We start from the raw sequence: 15,511 nt of genomic DNA, 5'->3' as shown, positions 1-15,511 counted from the left end.
CAGGAGTAAGGACGCAGTGATTGCGCCCTAACAAGGCGTGTACCCGGCGATCAGATGCCGGGAGCGCCTCCTGTTAGCCAGTGCAACAGCATGCCCAGCAGGGCGCTGGTGAAGAGCACCGGCAGCATGCCGATTTTGAACCTGAAAATGGCGATGAACGCGCCCAGTGCAAGTACCACACTGGCCAGTTGGACGCTATCCCATTGTGGCGATAACCAATGGATGCCCCAGGCCTGCGACGTATCCACCTTTGCGAAGGCCACGTGCACCGCAAACCAGATTGCCAGGTTCAGCATCACCCCGACCACGGCGGCAGTAACAGCAGAAAGCGCTGCGCTGACGGCCTGATTTCCCCGCAGTTTCTCCACATAAGGTGCGCCCAGGAAAATCCAGAGGAAGCAGGGCACAAAGGTCACCCAGGTTGCCAGTACCGAGGCCAGAAGCCCGGCGGTAAAGGGGTCCAGAGTGCCTGGATCCCGGAAGGCGCCCATGAATCCGACAAACTGCACAACCTGAATCAGTGGGCCGGGGGTGGATTCCGCCATGCCCAGGCCATCGAGCATTTCACCCGGTGCCAGCCAACCGTGATTCTGCACGGCTTCCTGGGCCATGTAAGCGAGGACCGAGTAAGCGCCCCCGAAGGTCACCACGGCCAGTTTACTGAAGAACAGGCCGATCTGAGTGAACACATCGTTCATTCCGAGGGAAACGGCCAGTACGATCAGGGGAATAAACCACAAGGGCAGCCAGATCCCGAGTACCTTCAGTGTGCGCCCCCGGCTTGCCTGGGTATGGTGCCCGGTGCCATTGGTCATCATTGCATCAATGGCGCGCTCACCCTCCTCCCGGGTTGTGTGGCCCTTGATGACCACGAATCGCTTCGGGTCCAGCTGGCGGCCGATCAGACCCACCAGAGCGGCAGCCGCAATAACAAGGGGAAAAGGCGCTGCAAAAAAGAAAATGGCAATAAAAGCCAGCGCTGCCAGCGTGACCATGATGCGGTTTTTCAGCGCCCGCTGGGCGATGCGAACCACGGCCTGGATGACCACCGCCAGCACCGCAGCCTTGATGCCAAAGAATATTGCCTGAACAACCGAGGTTTCCTGAAAACCCGCATACAACAGGCTCAGCCCCAGAATGGCTATAAAGCCGGGCAGAATGAACAGCGTACCGGCTACGAGCCCTCCTTTGACGCCATGCAGCAGCCACCCCAGGTAGGTGGCAAGTTGCTGTGCTTCCGGCCCCGGCAACACCATGCAGTAATTGAGAGCGTGAAGGAACCGGCTCTCGCTGACCCAGCGTTTCTCATCCACCAGAATCCGGTGCATCACGGCAATCTGGCCCGCCGGGCCGCCAAAACTCAATAGGGCGACCCGTAACCATACTGATACGGCCTCTGAAAAAGTAACGTTATGGCCGTGGTGGTGGGGAGTTGAGCCCGGCGCGTGCGCAGATGATTTCCCCGAAATTGTCTCAGGAAGTGGCGATGGCATTGGGTGAGCCTCCAGTTACGAGAAGTGTGCAGAACGGGTGAGCCGCAGTATACCCGAGAAGAGTCAGGGCGCATCGCGCAGATTGGTAATTTACCCAGACAAAGCGCCCAGTGAAGTCCAGTCATAGGTGGCGGCATCATGGCCGTCTGAAAAACGGATTCTAAGCCCGCTAAGGCCCAATGGCCGGATATGGGCAATGGTTGTTGGATTGGCAGGGTGGGGGTGATTACCCTTTCCCGACCGGCAGGTGTCGCACTGGCACCGCATGCGCAAGACCTGCGCCGGAATCTGCACCACAGGCTCACCCAGCCATTGAAGTGCCAGGGTGGCTCCCATATCAGTGATGGAAGCCTCAAGGTAGGGGTTGCCAGTATGTATGGGTTTGCCGCTGTATAGCCGTTTGATTTGCAAAGCGCTCATTCGGTCCTTCCCATTCTCGCCAGGTCGTCGACGAATAAACGCAGGAATTGCCTGGGGTTGTCCTTGCCAAGGGGACGGGGCGTTGTGCAGAGCATGAATTAATTCCATGGCAGATGAGTGTTCGTGCGAGGCAAGACTTTATCAACCGGCCTTCTAGCTCCAAACCAAAAAAAACTGTAAAGCTTTGCGCAAAATCGGAAAAGCCGCTTTTACGGACGCAGGACGCCTGTATCCACAAAAAGGAATGTTGATCGAAGATAATCGGATTTGTGAAGGGGGCGGGGAGCGTTAATCTGCGATCAGTCAATGACAACGACCTTCAAGGAGAGTGGCATGTCCCTCGATGTTTTCTGGTTTCTTCCTACCTCGGGCGATACCCGTTATTTTGGCAAGCCCGGCAGCGGCCGACCGGCAACTAACCGGTATATGCAGCGCATCGCAACGACCGCTGAAGACCTGGGTTACGACGGCCTGCTGATTCCCACCGGCGCCAGTTGCCAGGACCCCTGGGTGGTAGCCTCCAGCCTTGCCCCTGTGACCAGTCGCATCAAGTTGCTGGTGGCGCTTCGCACCTCCATCTCCGGGCCAACCGTCTCCGCTCGGCAAGCTGCAACGCTGGATGAGGCACTAGGTGGTCGCTTGCTGCTCAATGTTGTACCTGGGGGGGATTCGGCTGAACTGGCCGCCGAGGGTGTCTATTACAGCCATGACGAACGGTACGAGTCGGCCGATGAGTTCCTGCAGGTCTGGCGCCGCCTCCTGCAGGGCGAAACGGTAGATTTCGACGGCAAGCACCATAAGATCCAAGGGGCGAAAAATTACTTTCCACCGGTCCAGAAGCCCTATCCTCCACTGTATTTCGGGGGCTCTTCGGAGGCCGCGATCAAGCTGGCCGGGGAGCAGGTGGATGCCTACCTGACCTGGGGTGAGCCCCCGGAAGCCGTGGCCGAGAAGATTGATCGTGTGCGTGCCGAGGCTGCCAAACACGGGCGTACCGTGCGGTTTGGTGTTCGCCTGCACGTGATTGTCCGGGAAACCCGTGAAGAGGCCTGGGCAGAAGCGGACAAGCTGATCGAGAACCTGGACGACGAAACCATTGCCCAATCCCAGCAGAACCTGGCCAAAATGGATTCGGTGGGGCAGAAGCGCATGCTGGCCCTGCATGGCGGACGCCGGGACAAGCTTGAAATCAGCCCGGATCTCTGGGCCGGTGTGGGGCTTGTGCGAGGTGGCGCTGGCACTGCGTTGGTGGGCGACCCGGAAACCGTCGCCAAGCGGCTGTTGGAGTACCGGGACGCCGGCGTGGATACGTTTGTACTGTCAGGCTATCCCCACCTTGAGGAAGCCATCCGGTTTGCCGAGCTCGTTTTTCCGTTGTTGCCGGGCAAGCAGGCGGTTACCGATTCCGCCTTCCATACCGGTGGTGCGTTCGACATCCGGGCTGCGAAGGCTTCGGCTTCCTAGCGGCGATTTCTGAATTTTTGTTGTTGCGTGTGCTCATCGTGGCACGTCTCCGGTTGGCCGGATACTCAGGTATCCGGCCTTTTTTCTGCCATGTTATGCAGGTTAACGAGCGCGCTATATGAAAAAAAACGCTTAGTAATGCAGTAAATATTATTCGGTTTATCTTTTGGTCTGCCTTAGACTTCGATGGCATTGATATCCGGTTTTTTATTACTTGTTAGCAAGTTTGGCTCAGGTGTTACATCGTTGAATAGGGAAGGCCGTCTGTGAACTTTCAGCAACTACGGATCGTGCGGGAAACCGCCCGGCAGAACTTCAATCTGACAGAGGTAGCCAATGCGCTGTTCACCTCTCAGTCCGGTGTGTCAAAGCACATCAAGGACCTGGAGGAGGAACTGGGTGTTGAGCTCTATGTCCGCAAGGGCAAGCGTTTATTGGGGCTGACCGAGCCCGGTCAGCAGATGCTGGTTTATGTGGAGCGCATGTTGATGGATGCCCGTAACATCAAAAACCTGGCCGAGCACTACCAGGAGCAGGATTCCGGCGAGTTGACCATTGCCACCACCCATACCCAGGCGAGGTACGCGTTGCCCGAGGTAGTCAGCCGATTCAAACAGCAGTTTCCGAAAGTGCGGTTGCGCCTGCATCAGGGCAGTCCGGATGAGATTGTCAGCATGCTGCTCAGTGGCGAGGCGGACATTGGCGTGGCCACCGAGGCACTGGGCGATATTCCTCAGTTGGTGTCATTCCCCTATCACCGCTGGCATCACGGTGTTGTGGTGCCCAAACTGCATCCACTGGCCCAGAAAGACCGGTTAACGCTGGAGGACATTCAACAGTATCCCATCATTACCTATCACGAGGGCTTTACCGGGCGGGCCTCTATTGAGAAGGCGTTTGCCACCGAAAACCTGAGACCGGAGATTATCATGACCGCCCTGGATGCGGATGTGATCAAATCCTACGTGGAATTGCGCCTCGGTATCGGCATCATTGCATCGGTAGCGTTCAACCCGGCCCGGGATTCGGGGTTGCAGCTGCTCAATACCGATCACCTGTTCGAAGAAAAGCAGACACGAATCGGCATTCGCCGCGGCAACCTCCTGCGTAACTATGCCTTCCAGTTTATTCAGTTGTGCGCCCCGGAGCTTACCGAGGACGTTGTGGCTGGGCAACTGGCACTCCCTTCCGGCCGCTGATTGTCAGAGCAGGCATTCGTGCCTGCTCCGCCAGCATTCTGATAAAGATATGAGATTTTATTGGTTAATCTTCCTCCTACACCTCTCTAGTATTGACGGCACCATTCATCACTTCAGAGTGAACCATGTGCCAGATCTTCGGTTTGAACAGTGCCCGCCCGGTTGCCCCGCAGGAGCCTCTGCGTGGTTTCCTGTGCCGTGGAGGTGGTACTGGTGATCACAAGGATGGCTGGGGCATTGCCTATTACGCCGACGGCACTCATCACCTGAATGTCCAGAAAACCAGTGCCTTCAATTGCCGTATGGCTCAGGCTTTCCTGGGTCGGGATATCCGGACACGTAACCTGATTGCCCATGTCCGCAAGGCCACCTTCGGGCCGGTGGAGCTCGTCAACAGCCATCCCTTCAGTCGAAAGCTCTGGGACTATGACTGGGTGTTCGCCCATAACGGTGATTTGCATGACTTCCAACCAGAAGTGGAGGCCCGTTTCCGGCCCAACGGTGAAACCGACAGTGAGGCTGCCTTTGGTTTGCTGTTGACAGAGCTCATCAGCACCTTCGGTGACACCCGCCCGGAGCTTGATGACCTCGCGGAAGAAATTCGCCGTGTTGCTGCGGACATTTCCGCCCATGGCACCTTCAATTTTCTGCTCACCGTTGGCGATGTGATGTTCGCTCACGGCAGCACCGATCTCCACTGGACCCGGCAATCCGATGAGCCAAGACGCGCCCGGCTGGTGGATTGTGACCAGTGGTTGGACGATACCGTCTACGCAGGCGCGCCGCTGGTGATGGTGGCCACCCAGCCGATCACCGATGGCCATGACTGGCAGCGACTGGCGAAGAATGAGCTGGCCGTCTTCGTGGGTGGATCGCGCCATGATCAAGAATCCAACGTTGCGCTGATGGACGGGTATGACCTGCTCCAGATGGCGCCAAATATGACCCGGCAAGAGTTGTCGGGACTGGATGCCCGAATAAGCCCGAACTGACGAGACCGCTCGAAGTGACCTGGGTAAAAACCAAAACCTGATCTTTCTGAGGAATACCCATGCGTAAAAAATGGTTTGCTGGTCTCGCTGTAGGCCTGACCGCTCTTTTCAGCCTGTCTGCCCAGGCGGAAACACCGAAAACCCTGAACGTGGATTATGCTTATTACTCACCCACCAGCCTGGTGGTCAAGAAATTCGGCTGGCTTGAGGACGAGTTCAAATCCGATGGCACCGAGATTAACTGGGTTCTCAGTCTCGGCAGTAACCGGGCCCTCGAATACCTGAACAGTGGCAGTGTTCACTTCGGCTCCACTGCGGGTCTTTCGGCTGTATTGGCGAAAGCTAATGGTGCGCCTATCAAGACGGTGTACGTCTATTCACAGCCGGAGTGGACCGCACTGGTGGTGCCGGAGGGCTCGGCGATCAATTCTATTGAAGGGCTGAAGGGTAAGAAAGTTGCCGCCACTAAAGGCACTGATCCATATCTGTTCCTCCTGCGCGCCCTTCAAAGCAAAGGGCTGACCAAACGCGACGTTAACATCATCAACCTTCAGCACCCGGATGGCAGAACGGCGCTGGTTCGTGGTGATGTGGACGCCTGGGCCGGGCTGGACCCGCACATGGCAGCGGCGCAACTGCAGGATAACGCCCGCTTGATCTATCGAAACATCAGCTTTAACACTTACGGTTTTCTCAATGTAAACGAGTCCTTCCTGAAAGAGCATCCGGAAGCCGTACGACGGGTAATCAGTGTGTATGAGCAAGCCCGTGAATGGGTGTTGAACAACCCGGATGAAGCCGCCGAGATTCTGGCTGAGGCGGCAAATCTGCCAGTGGATGTTGCCAGACTGCAACTGACCGAACGAACCATCCTCAATCAGCCTCTGCCGTCACAGCAGCACATTGATGACCTGACAGGCGCCGCGCCCATTCTTGCGGCCGAGGGGCTGGTTCGCCCGGGTGCCGATGTCTCATCTGCGATCACCAGTCTGATTGATACCACCTTTGCGGCCAGCGTGATTCGCAAAGACACGACCGTCGCTGAGAGGTAATAACCATGTCTGGTGCTGAGTCTTTACAGGGCGCAGCGCTGGCAACTGCCGGCCCCCGGAATGAGGCAGTCGCCTCGCCGGGGAATCGGGCCCGGCTCTGGAAGTGGGCAGGGTTGTTGTTGCCGGTGCCGTTCTTTGCGTTACTGGAGCTGGCGGTGAGCCTGGGCTGGTTGTCGGCTTTTCTTTTTCCGCCCCCGAGTGATATTGCTCAAACGCTATGGTACCTGGCCCAGGGACAGCTCTGGGAGCATTTGGGCGCAAGCATTGCCCGGGTTGCCGCCGGTTTCTCCATTGGTGCTGTCCTGGCCGTCATACTGGGCTCGCTGGTCGGCCTGAGCAAGCGAACCGAGTGGCTGCTGGAGCCTACCTTTCAGGGCTTGCGGGCGATTCCCTCTCTGGCCTGGGTGCCCCTGTTGTTGCTATGGCTGGGTATCGACGAAACCCCGAAGATCGTGCTGATTGCCATCGGGGCGTTCTTCCCGGTGTACCTCAATCTGGTGTCTGGCATTCACAATGTGGACCGGAAACTGATTGAGCTGGGCGCGGTCTACCGGCTGTCCCGGTTGGCGCTGATTCGCCGTATCGTGATTCCTTCCGCCTTGCCTGAGCTGTTCTCCGGGTTGCGCACCGGTCTCAGTCTGGCCTGGATGTTTGTCGTTGCCGCTGAGCTGATCGCAGCCAGTGAGGGGCTGGGCTTTTTGCTGACGGATGGGCGGGAAACCAGCCGCCCGGATCTGGTGATTACCGCTATCCTTCTGCTGGCAGTTCTCGGCAAGCTGACGGATACCCTGATTACCCGTGCCGAAAGCCGTTGTCTCGGGTGGCGTGACACCCTGGTTACCCAGCGAGGAAACGCCTGATGAATCTTGAACCGATTGTGCAACTGACTGTTCACAATAAACGCTTTGGCAACAGCCTTGTGCTCGATAACGTCTCTTTCGAGATCGGTAGCGGCGAGATTGTCTCGCTGGTAGGCCCCAGTGGCTGCGGCAAAAGTACCTTGCTGAGAATTGTTGCTGGCCTGGATACCGACTTCCGGGGCCGGATCCGGTTTCTCCACAACGGCGAGGAAGTGGATGGCAATGTCGGTTTTGTCTTTCAGGAGCCACGCCTGCTGCCCTGGCTTACGGTTGCCCAGAATGTCGGTTTTGGCAGCGATCATCCCGAAGCGGACCGCCCCAGGATTCTGGCGCTGCTGGAAGAGGTCGGGCTGGGTGACGCGGCGGACAAACTGCCCAAGGAACTGTCTGGTGGCATGGCGCAGCGGGCAGCCATCGCAAGGGGACTGTTTGCGCCGGCTCCGGGTGGCAATGCCGGGGCAGAGCAGGGGAGCGCTCAGCGCATACTGCTGCTGGATGAACCTTTCAGCGCAGTAGATGCGTTTACCAGAATCAAGCTTCAGGACTTGCTGATTCACCTTGCCCGGGTGCATCATCTGACCCTTCTGGTGGTCACCCACGACGTGGATGAAGCCGCCTATCTGAGTGATCGGGTCCTTGTGCTGGGTAGCAACCCGGGGCGGATACTCCATGCCAATCATGTCGCTTTGGCCCGCCCCAGAGATCGACGTGACCCGGCGCTTACGCAGGTCCGTAATGACTTGCTGGAGGTGCTCAGCCAAAGCCATGCCATTTGAGGAGAGAATTTTTGCCATCGGGTAAGCGTCTTATTGACAAAATCACGGCGGAGCTGCGTGCGGCCCGCCATGACTGGCGTGAGCGCCAGGGTCGGGAGCTGGATCTGGGCAGCCGCGAGCTGCCATCACATCAGGCGGTTCATCACACGGTGGATACGCTGTGCGCCATCCTGTTTCCGATGCGCCTGGGGCCGCCGGACCTGACCAAGGAGCGCGAAGACCAGTTCGTGGCCTATATGCTGGGTAATGTGGAACGGGAGCTCATCAACCAGGTAACCCTTGAACTCCAGTACCTGGACCGGGGACAGCAGGATCTGGTCGCACTGAGGGCCCAGGCCAGCGGCCAGGTCAGCCAGTTGCTGTCGCAACTGCCAGCACTGCGGCGGCAACTGGATGAGGATGTGCTTGCAGCCTACCATGGCGATCCCGCAGCTACTTGCGTGGATGAGGTGTTGATCTCCTATCCCGGGGTCGAGGCCATCATCCATCACCGTATCGCCCACGGATTCTATCGGGCAGGCCTGCCGATGATTGCGCGAATCATTGCTGAGAAGGCTCACTCCGCCACAGGCATCGACATCCACCCAGGTGCCACTATTGGCCGCTCGTTCTTCATCGACCACGGCACCGGTGTGGTGGTTGGTGAAACCGCCATTCTGGGTGATCGGGTGCGCATCTATCAGAACGTGACGCTGGGGGCGGTGCGGTTCAATGAAGACGAGACCGGTGCCCTGACCAAAGGTGAACCCCGCCACCCTATCGTGGAAGACGATGTGGTGATCTACGCCGGTGCCACCATTCTTGGGCGCATTACCATCGGCCGGGGCTCGGTGATTGGAGGTAATGTCTGGCTGACTCAAAGCGTGGCACCGGAGAGCCGGGTTTCGCAGGCATCGGCGAAGCAGGCTGGGCCGGGGCTTTGAGGTCTGGCCCCTGCTGAATCCCACTGCCGCAGTGTTTCAATAGCAACAGTGTTCTGCTGAAATATCAACAGGACAATAAAAATAGCAATAAAAACAGTACGTTAAAACTGGCATCCGATGTGCAGTGTTCAGATAAGGTGTAAACACCTTTCTGGAACTCATTAATCAGGATGCTATAACTATGTCGTTGAACGTTGCTATTTCCGCGGCCACCCGCAAGTTTTCCCTTCGCTTTACCCGCAATGCCCTGGCCGCTGCCGTCGCCTTGACGGCATTTCCGGCCATCTCATTGGCCCAGGCCAATGAAGGGGATCGGATTGTGCTTTCCGGCTCCGATATTCTGAACCTGACCGTCTCTGGCCAGATCAACCGGGGCCTTCTGGCGGTGGAGGACGGCGAGGACACCACCCTGCTCAATGTTGATAACAATAACAGTTCTTCCCGTCTCCGCTTTATTGCAGAAACCAGTCCCGTGAACGGCTGGGTGGCAGGGGCTGCTTATGAGACCGAGTTCAGGCTCAACAACAGTGCCTCGCTCAGCCAGCTGGACGAAAAGACTAATGATACTTCTGCATTCCGTAACCGCCGGGTGGAAGTGTATTTCAGCCATGGCGACCTGGGTAAACTCTGGCTGGGCCAGGGCTGGACGGCGACTGAGGGCGTCTCCGAGAATGATCTTTCCGGAACCAGCGTGGCTGGCTATTCCGATGTAACCGTTCTCGGCGGCGGTATCCTTTTTCGTGACAAGGCCACCAATACACTGACCGGAACTGATCTTGGGGATGTCGCCGCCAATCTGGACGGCTTTGGACGCAATACCCGACTGCGTTATGACACGCCCTCATACAACGGTCTTCAGTTCCGTACCTCGGTCATCAATGACGGCGCACTGGATGCAGGGCTCTGGTACAACGGGCAGCATGACCGTTTGAAGGTTGCTGCGGGCCTGGGCTGGGCTAACACCAGTGAGCTGAGTGCCACGCCCACCTATGATGATCAATTGTCGGGTTCGGTATCGGTACTGGATGCGTCTGGCATCAGTGTCACGTTGGCGGCCGGCCAGGCTAACGCCATTGATTCAGCCAAGGACGATCTGAAGTTTAGCTATCTTAAACTTGGTTATCAGGCATCCTGGTTCCCGAACGTGGGCAAGACGGCCTTGTCAGTCGATTGGCAGAAAACCGATGACAAGGACCAGAACGGTGATACCGTTGACGTTATTGGTGCCCAGGCAGTCCAGAAAATTGATGTGATTGGGACCGAGGTCTATGCCAGCGTGCGGTCGGTTTCTCTGGACCGTAACGGGGTTGATTACGAGGACAACCTGTTGGCATTGGCCGGTGCTCGTATTCGTTTCTGAGGTGGTTCCTGAGGCGGGCCAGCCCCGCCTCAGGGCAACAGTCCGTAGCGTTTTAATCGATGGCGGAGAACGTTGCGTGACACGCCCAGCAGCCTGGCAGCCACCACCTGGTTGCTGTCAGCGCGTGTCATTGCGGTGATAACGGCGTGCCGGTCCATGGTTTCGAGCACGCTCTCTCCGCCGGAATCAAACAAAACATTGAGTGCGTCTGTCAGGGCATCTATGGCAGCGTCGGAATCGGATACCTCCGCGGGCGGGGGAGTTGGAAAGGACTGTTTGGTTGAGGCAAGGTCCTTGACCACAGATAGCCCTGGGTTGCCCGCCAGGTGCAGGTGTTCCGGTTGCACTACGCGGCCTCGAATGATCAGCAACGCATGGTGAATCACATTTTCCAGTTCGCGGATGTTACCGGGCCAGTGGTAGCGCTCCAGCTTAGTCTCGGCCTGTGGTGATAACGTAACCTCGCCAAGTTCCAGTCGTCGGCTGTATTTGTCCAGAAAATAATCGCTCAGGGGAAGAATGTCCCCCGGCCGGTCCCGCAGTGGAGGTAGCGACACCGGCGCGACATTGAGCCGGTAGAACAGGTCTTCCCGGAAGCGACCGGCACGAACGGCGTCCGCAAGCGGGACGTTGGTCGCCGCAATAAGCCGGATATTGACGGGAATGGATTTGCGGCCACCCACCCGCGTGACTTCCTGCTCCTGCAGCACCCGCAACAGCTTGACCTGGGCACTGAGAGGCAGGTCTCCGACCTCATCAAGGAACAGGGTGCCGCCGTCCGCCGCTTCAAACCAGCCCGGCTTCTGACTGATAGCACCAGTGAAGGCACCTTTCTCGTGACCAAACAGTTCGCTTTCCAGCAGGCTTTCGGACAGTGCGCCGCAGTTAATGGCCAGAAACGGACGCTTGGCCCGATGGCTGAGGCGGTGAACCTCCCGGGCCACAAGCTCCTTACCGGTGCCGGTGGCACCGATAATCAGCACCGTGGCGTCGCTGGGCGCGATCTGCCGAAGTCGCCCGTGCAACGCCCGGGATTTGGGGTCGCTCAGAACGAGGGCTGACGCCCGGATGCTCAGTGTGTAGTCGTCGGGATTGTCAAAAGTGAGTACACCCGTTCTGCTGGTGTTATCGTGGCGACTCTGACGCAAAGAGCTGACCGAAGACTCGCGTATCGGGATTTCCATATACATGGTTATGTCCTCAATAACTGAGCAGGTGGGGCGACAGGCTCTGACTCTGGGCTACCAGCACCCTGGGGGCTGGCTCGCGGGAGGCTCGGGCAAGGTATCGCAACCCTTCAATCCATCGCTGATGTCCGGATTCGCTGTTGATATGGCCAACACCCGTCAACAGCTCGAATTCGCTTCCCCAATGCAGGGCCAGGTCTCGCGCCCGTCTTGCCGATGCGGCCTGGTCGTTGGTAGAGCCGACCACTAAGGAAGGAAAGGGCAAATAGTCATCGGGGATGGGCGCAAAGGGGCGCAGCGCATCGGGGGCGGAATCCCGCTCTATGTCGGCCGGGGCGACGAGCAGGGCACTTTTGATTCGATCGGCGCGCTCCGTACCATACCGACGGGCCCAATGTGCCACCGCGACGCAGCCCAGGCTGTGTGCAATCAACACGACCTTGTCGGTTGGGGCGTTGCGAACGTCCCGGTCGATGGCCTCAATCCAGTCTTCCAGGTCGGGCCGTGACCAGCTTTCCACATGAATCCGCTTGCTGTTAGGCAACAATAGCTGCCAGTGGCTCTGCCAGTGGTTGGTACCAGAGCCATTCCAGCCGGGAACGATCAGATAACCGATTTCCTCGGACATGGGGTTTCCTCCAATTCTGCCTGGTTGTCAAAGACCCCAGCTTAACGGTGGTGCTGGCGTGTACGAACCAACCATTTCTGAATTCATTATTCTGGAAATGCATAAAACCCTGAAAAAGGCGTGATTTCGGTAATAGATGATTTATTCAGAAGCTCTGCACGATAAGTTGGTTTGGGCTGGCCGGAGGCGCTGATAGCTTAATCTCCACGAAACGGGGCTGATTCCGGTCCTGGAATCATTGAGCGAATGGAGATCACGATTGTGACTAAAAAAACGGCTTTGAGACACAAACTACGAACTACCCGCCGAACGTTCATAGGCCTGTTGGCATCGAGCGCTCTGCTGCTGACACCGCTGAGCGCCAGCGCGCAGGTTGAGGAAAACACGCTGCGTATTGGTTACCAGAAATATGGCACGCTGATCCTGCTCAAGGCCCGTGGCACGCTCGAACCTCAACTGGCGGAACAAGGCTTCGATGTTAAATGGATCGAGTTCCCCGCCGGTCCGCAGTTGCTGGAAGGCCTGAATGTGGGCAGCGTGGATTTTGGCACCACGGGTGAAACTCCGCCCATTTTCGCCCAGGCTGCTGGAGCAGATCTTGTTTATGTGGCAAACGAGCCGCCGGCGCCAAAGGGTGAGGCCATACTGGTGAAGAAAGACTCGCCGATTCAGTCCGTTGCCGACCTGAAAGGCAAGCGGGTGGCGCTGAACAAGGGCTCGAACGTGCACTACCTGTTGGTGCGGGCGTTGGAAGAAGCCAATCTGTCGATTCGCGACATCAGGCCGGTCTACATCAAACCGGGCGATGCTCGCACGGCCTTTGATCGGGGTGATGTCGATGCCTGGGTCATCTGGGACCCGTACCAGGCGGATGCTGAAATTGCCGGCGCTCGCTCACTGCGCGATGGCGAAGGGCTGGTGGATAACCACCAGATCTATCTTGCCTCACGCCCGTTTGCCGAGCGTTATCCGCGAATCGTTAACGAGGTGATCGATGCGCTAGCCGAGCTGGATGCCTGGGCCAAGGACCATCCTCAGGAGGTTGTCGACATTCTGCACAAGGAGACGGGCATATCGAAAGCATCACTCCGGCTGGCGGTTGATCGCTATGCGTACGGTGCAACCCGCGTTACGCCAAGGATCGGTAAGGCCCAGCAGACCATTGCGGATGTGTTCTATGAGCTAAACCTGATCCCCCGGAAGATCGATATCGAATCTGTGCTCTGGTCAAACCCGGTATCGGTCGCAGCCCAGTAATACGCAAAGGAGGCAGAAGCGATGTCGCTATCCATACGTAACCGGGCACTGGCAGGCTTTCTGCCCTGGATCGTGCCAGTGGCGCTGCTGCTGGCCTGGCAAATCGGGGCACAGTTGGGCTGGATTACCGCCAGGGTGCTGCCGGCCCCAACGGATGTCGTAGCCGCCGGCTGGCGACTGACGGCATCGGGAGAGCTCTGGTTCCACCTGAAAAGCAGTTTTGAGCGAGCCGCCATTGGTTTTCTGATTGGCGGCGGCATTGGCCTGGCCCTGGGGTTTGCCACCGGGTTGTCCCGCTGGCTTTCCCTGCTGCTGGACAGCACGCTGCAGATGGTGCGGAACATTCCGCACCTGGCGCTGATTCCGCTGGTCATTCTATGGTTCGGAATTGATGAAACCGCCAAGATCTTCCTGGTGGCACTGGGCAGTGTGTTTCCGATTTACCTGAACACTTATCACGGTATTCGCAACGTGGATCCGCAATTGCTGGAAATGGCCCGCTCGTACGGTGTCAGGGGGGTTGCCCTGTTCTGGCATGTGGTGTTGCCCGGCGCCCTGCCATCCATTCTGGTTGGTGTGCGGTTCGCCCTCGGCTTCATGTGGCTGACCTTGATTGTCTCGGAAACCATCTCTGCGACAGATGGCATCGGTTACCTCGCGATGGATGCCCGGGAGTTCATGCAGACCGACGTGGTGCTGGTCGCTATTCTGCTCTACGCCGTGCTTGGCAAACTGGCAGATCTCAGCGCCAAAGGTCTCGAGCTCTGGTGGCTGCGCTGGCACCCGGCTTATCAACGCGGTGAAGGAGTGTAACCGTTATGTCAGACCTGTCTTCGACAAAATGGGGGGTAGGGATTACCACCCGCAACCTTCAGCGGCATTTCGGTGATCTGACGGTCCTCAAAGGGCTGGACCTGGACATCCCGGCCGGGGAAAGCCTGGTCATTATCGGCCGGAGTGGCTGCGGGAAAAGCACGCTGCTGCGGCTGCTGGCAGGGCTTGATAAGCCAGACGGTGGCCAACTTGAAGTCGACGGTGAGGCGGCCGGAACCGGCAACCACAGCGTGCGGATGATGTACCAGGAGCCTCGTCTGCTGCCGTGGAAAACCGTGATCGAGAATGTGGAGATTGGCAATGTGTCATACGCCCGCGCGAAATTCTCGTTGCACGAGGTGGAGCTGGACAGCAAGGCCCAGGACTGGCCCGCAAGCCTGTCCGGCGGGCAGAAACAGCGAGTCGCTCTGGCGCGGGCGCTGGCGCATCAGCCGGAACTGCTGTTGCTGGACGAACCCCTGGGTGCTCTGGATGCGCTCACCCGATCCACTATGCACCGGCTGATCGAGAACCTGTGGCAGGAACACGGTTTTACCCTGGTGATGGTGACGCACGATGTCAGCGAGGCCGTGATGCTTGCCGACCGGGTGATCGTTCTTGACGAAGGTGCCATTGGCCTGGATGTAAAGATCCAGTTGCCGCGTCCCAGAGTGGCAACCGATCCGTCGTTTGTAGGGTATGAGGCAAGATTGCTGGAGTACCTCACAGGGGTGCCCGCGGAAGCGCCGGACGAAACAGTACCAAAGCATAAACGGGCCACGCTACAGCCGGAATCCGGCTACCTGGCCATTTCAAACTAACAGTCTTGAACCTGCGCAATCACTAATCAGAGGAAATAAAATGAGTATTCAACAATTGAACCCCCGCAACCAGTTTCGTGGCCAGGTGGTGGCCATCAACGAAGGCCCGGTATTGTCCGAGGTTGACGTGGAAACGCCGGGCGGCATTGTCACTTCCGTGATCACCACACGCTCCGTCAAAGAGCTGGGACTGAAGAAGGGTTCGGATGTGTTGGCTTTTGTGAAGGCTACAGAAGTGGCACTGGCGAGACTTTGACCGTCCTTTT

The 15,511-nt window shown here is 57.9% G+C and carries 16 protein-coding genes; 12 read left to right on the top strand and 4 right to left on the bottom strand.

The window, feature by feature from the left end:
• Positions 1-50: 50 nt before the first annotated feature.
• Both chrA and ABIE59_RS02720 read right to left on the bottom strand, forming a co-directional pair.
• Positions 51-1,469 carry a chromate efflux transporter gene (gene chrA / locus ABIE59_RS02725; RefSeq protein ID WP_502915326.1) on the bottom strand — a complete coding sequence of 473 codons (1,419 nt, stop codon included), beginning with the start codon at positions 1,467-1,469 and terminating at the stop codon, positions 51-53.
• Between the two features lie 114 nt (positions 1,470-1,583).
• Positions 1,584-1,913, bottom strand: coding sequence for a gamma-butyrobetaine hydroxylase-like domain-containing protein (locus ABIE59_RS02720; protein WP_354444000.1), 330 nt, complete (start codon positions 1,911-1,913; stop codon positions 1,584-1,586).
• 333 nt (positions 1,914-2,246) lie between these two features.
• Here ABIE59_RS02720 and ssuD point away from each other — a divergent pair, with 333 nt between their 5' ends.
• The 8 genes from ssuD (at position 2,247) to ABIE59_RS02680 (ending at position 10,539) form a co-directional block, all read left to right on the top strand.
• Positions 2,247-3,377, top strand: a complete 1,131-nt coding sequence (gene ssuD / locus ABIE59_RS02715; RefSeq protein ID WP_354443998.1) for an FMNH2-dependent alkanesulfonate monooxygenase — start codon at positions 2,247-2,249, stop codon at positions 3,375-3,377.
• Positions 3,378-3,643: 266 nt separating this feature from the next.
• Positions 3,644-4,576, top strand: coding sequence for a CysB family HTH-type transcriptional regulator (locus tag ABIE59_RS02710; RefSeq protein ID WP_354443996.1), 933 nt, complete (start codon positions 3,644-3,646; stop codon positions 4,574-4,576).
• Between the two features lie 125 nt (positions 4,577-4,701).
• Positions 4,702-5,568, top strand: a complete 867-nt coding sequence (locus tag ABIE59_RS02705) for a class II glutamine amidotransferase (protein ID WP_354443994.1) — start codon at positions 4,702-4,704, stop codon at positions 5,566-5,568.
• Between the two features lie 59 nt (positions 5,569-5,627).
• A complete protein-coding gene (locus ABIE59_RS02700; protein WP_354443992.1) occupies positions 5,628-6,620 on the top strand; it encodes an aliphatic sulfonate ABC transporter substrate-binding protein in 993 nt (330 codons plus the stop codon).
• A 5-nt stretch (positions 6,621-6,625) separates the two neighbouring features.
• Complete coding sequence (locus tag ABIE59_RS02695) at positions 6,626-7,480, top strand: ABC transporter permease (protein WP_354443990.1); 855 nt, start codon at positions 6,626-6,628, stop codon at positions 7,478-7,480.
• Complete coding sequence (locus tag ABIE59_RS02690) at positions 7,480-8,256, top strand: ABC transporter ATP-binding protein (RefSeq protein WP_354443988.1); 777 nt, start codon at positions 7,480-7,482, stop codon at positions 8,254-8,256. The genes ABIE59_RS02695 and ABIE59_RS02690 overlap by 1 nt, the downstream gene beginning before the upstream one ends.
• 11 nt (positions 8,257-8,267) lie before the next feature.
• Complete coding sequence (gene epsC, locus ABIE59_RS02685; RefSeq protein ID WP_354443986.1) at positions 8,268-9,179, top strand: serine O-acetyltransferase EpsC; 912 nt, start codon at positions 8,268-8,270, stop codon at positions 9,177-9,179.
• A gap of 181 nt (positions 9,180-9,360) precedes the next feature.
• Positions 9,361-10,539, top strand: coding sequence for a porin (locus ABIE59_RS02680; protein WP_354443984.1), 1,179 nt, complete (start codon positions 9,361-9,363; stop codon positions 10,537-10,539).
• Between the two features lie 29 nt (positions 10,540-10,568).
• Here the strand turns inward: ABIE59_RS02680 and ABIE59_RS02675 are convergent, their stop codons facing one another.
• Together ABIE59_RS02675 and ABIE59_RS02670 are read right to left on the bottom strand one after the other, a co-directional pair.
• Positions 10,569-11,729 carry a sigma-54 interaction domain-containing protein gene (locus tag ABIE59_RS02675; protein ID WP_354443982.1) on the bottom strand — a complete coding sequence of 387 codons (1,161 nt, stop codon included), beginning with the start codon at positions 11,727-11,729 and terminating at the stop codon, positions 10,569-10,571.
• A 10-nt stretch (positions 11,730-11,739) separates the two neighbouring features.
• Entirely contained in the window at positions 11,740-12,354 is a 615-nt protein-coding gene (locus ABIE59_RS02670) for an RBBP9/YdeN family alpha/beta hydrolase (protein WP_354443980.1), read from the bottom strand.
• Positions 12,355-12,615: 261 nt separating this feature from the next.
• Here ABIE59_RS02670 and ABIE59_RS02665 point away from each other — a divergent pair, with 261 nt between their 5' ends.
• The 4 genes from ABIE59_RS02665 to ABIE59_RS02650 are packed head-to-tail and all read left to right on the top strand — an operon-like array spanning position 12,616 to position 15,501.
• Positions 12,616-13,611 (top strand): sulfonate ABC transporter substrate-binding protein, encoded by a 996-nt coding sequence (locus ABIE59_RS02665; RefSeq protein ID WP_502915321.1) that lies wholly within the window; start codon positions 12,616-12,618, stop codon positions 13,609-13,611.
• A 21-nt stretch (positions 13,612-13,632) separates the two neighbouring features.
• Entirely contained in the window at positions 13,633-14,424 is a 792-nt protein-coding gene (gene ssuC, locus ABIE59_RS02660) for an aliphatic sulfonate ABC transporter permease SsuC (protein ID WP_354443978.1), read from the top strand.
• 5 nt (positions 14,425-14,429) lie between these two features.
• Positions 14,430-15,245 carry an ATP-binding cassette domain-containing protein gene (locus ABIE59_RS02655; protein WP_354443976.1) on the top strand — a complete coding sequence of 272 codons (816 nt, stop codon included), beginning with the start codon at positions 14,430-14,432 and terminating at the stop codon, positions 15,243-15,245.
• A gap of 40 nt (positions 15,246-15,285) precedes the next feature.
• The gene (locus ABIE59_RS02650) at positions 15,286-15,501 is read left to right on the top strand and encodes a TOBE domain-containing protein (protein WP_023009826.1); all 216 of its coding nucleotides are present in this window, start codon (positions 15,286-15,288) and stop codon (positions 15,499-15,501) included.
• Positions 15,502-15,511 lie beyond the last annotated feature (10 nt).

Source organism: Marinobacter sp. MBR-99 (genome assembly GCF_040547575.1).
Classification (GTDB): Bacteria; Pseudomonadota; Gammaproteobacteria; order Pseudomonadales; family Oleiphilaceae; genus Marinobacter.
This window is presented reverse-complemented; position numbering and strand designations above follow the sequence as displayed.

Coding starts and splice junctions, on each gene's coding strand:
- ABIE59_RS02720 (WP_354444000.1), bottom strand. CDS start 1,913: ATGAGCGCTTTGCAAATCAAACGGCTATACAGCGGCAAACCCATACAT.
- ssuD (WP_354443998.1), top strand. CDS start 2,247: ATGTCCCTCGATGTTTTCTGGTTTCTTCCTACCTCGGGCGATACCCGT.
- ABIE59_RS02705 (WP_354443994.1), top strand. CDS start 4,702: ATGTGCCAGATCTTCGGTTTGAACAGTGCCCGCCCGGTTGCCCCGCAG.
- ABIE59_RS02700 (WP_354443992.1), top strand. CDS start 5,628: ATGCGTAAAAAATGGTTTGCTGGTCTCGCTGTAGGCCTGACCGCTCTT.
- ABIE59_RS02695 (WP_354443990.1), top strand. CDS start 6,626: ATGTCTGGTGCTGAGTCTTTACAGGGCGCAGCGCTGGCAACTGCCGGC.
- ABIE59_RS02690 (WP_354443988.1), top strand. CDS start 7,480: ATGAATCTTGAACCGATTGTGCAACTGACTGTTCACAATAAACGCTTT.
- ABIE59_RS02680 (WP_354443984.1), top strand. CDS start 9,361: ATGTCGTTGAACGTTGCTATTTCCGCGGCCACCCGCAAGTTTTCCCTT.
- ABIE59_RS02675 (WP_354443982.1), bottom strand. CDS start 11,729: ATGTATATGGAAATCCCGATACGCGAGTCTTCGGTCAGCTCTTTGCGT.
- ABIE59_RS02670 (WP_354443980.1), bottom strand. CDS start 12,354: ATGTCCGAGGAAATCGGTTATCTGATCGTTCCCGGCTGGAATGGCTCT.
- ssuC (WP_354443978.1), top strand. CDS start 13,633: ATGTCGCTATCCATACGTAACCGGGCACTGGCAGGCTTTCTGCCCTGG.
- ABIE59_RS02655 (WP_354443976.1), top strand. CDS start 14,430: ATGTCAGACCTGTCTTCGACAAAATGGGGGGTAGGGATTACCACCCGC.
- ABIE59_RS02650 (WP_023009826.1), top strand. CDS start 15,286: ATGAGTATTCAACAATTGAACCCCCGCAACCAGTTTCGTGGCCAGGTG.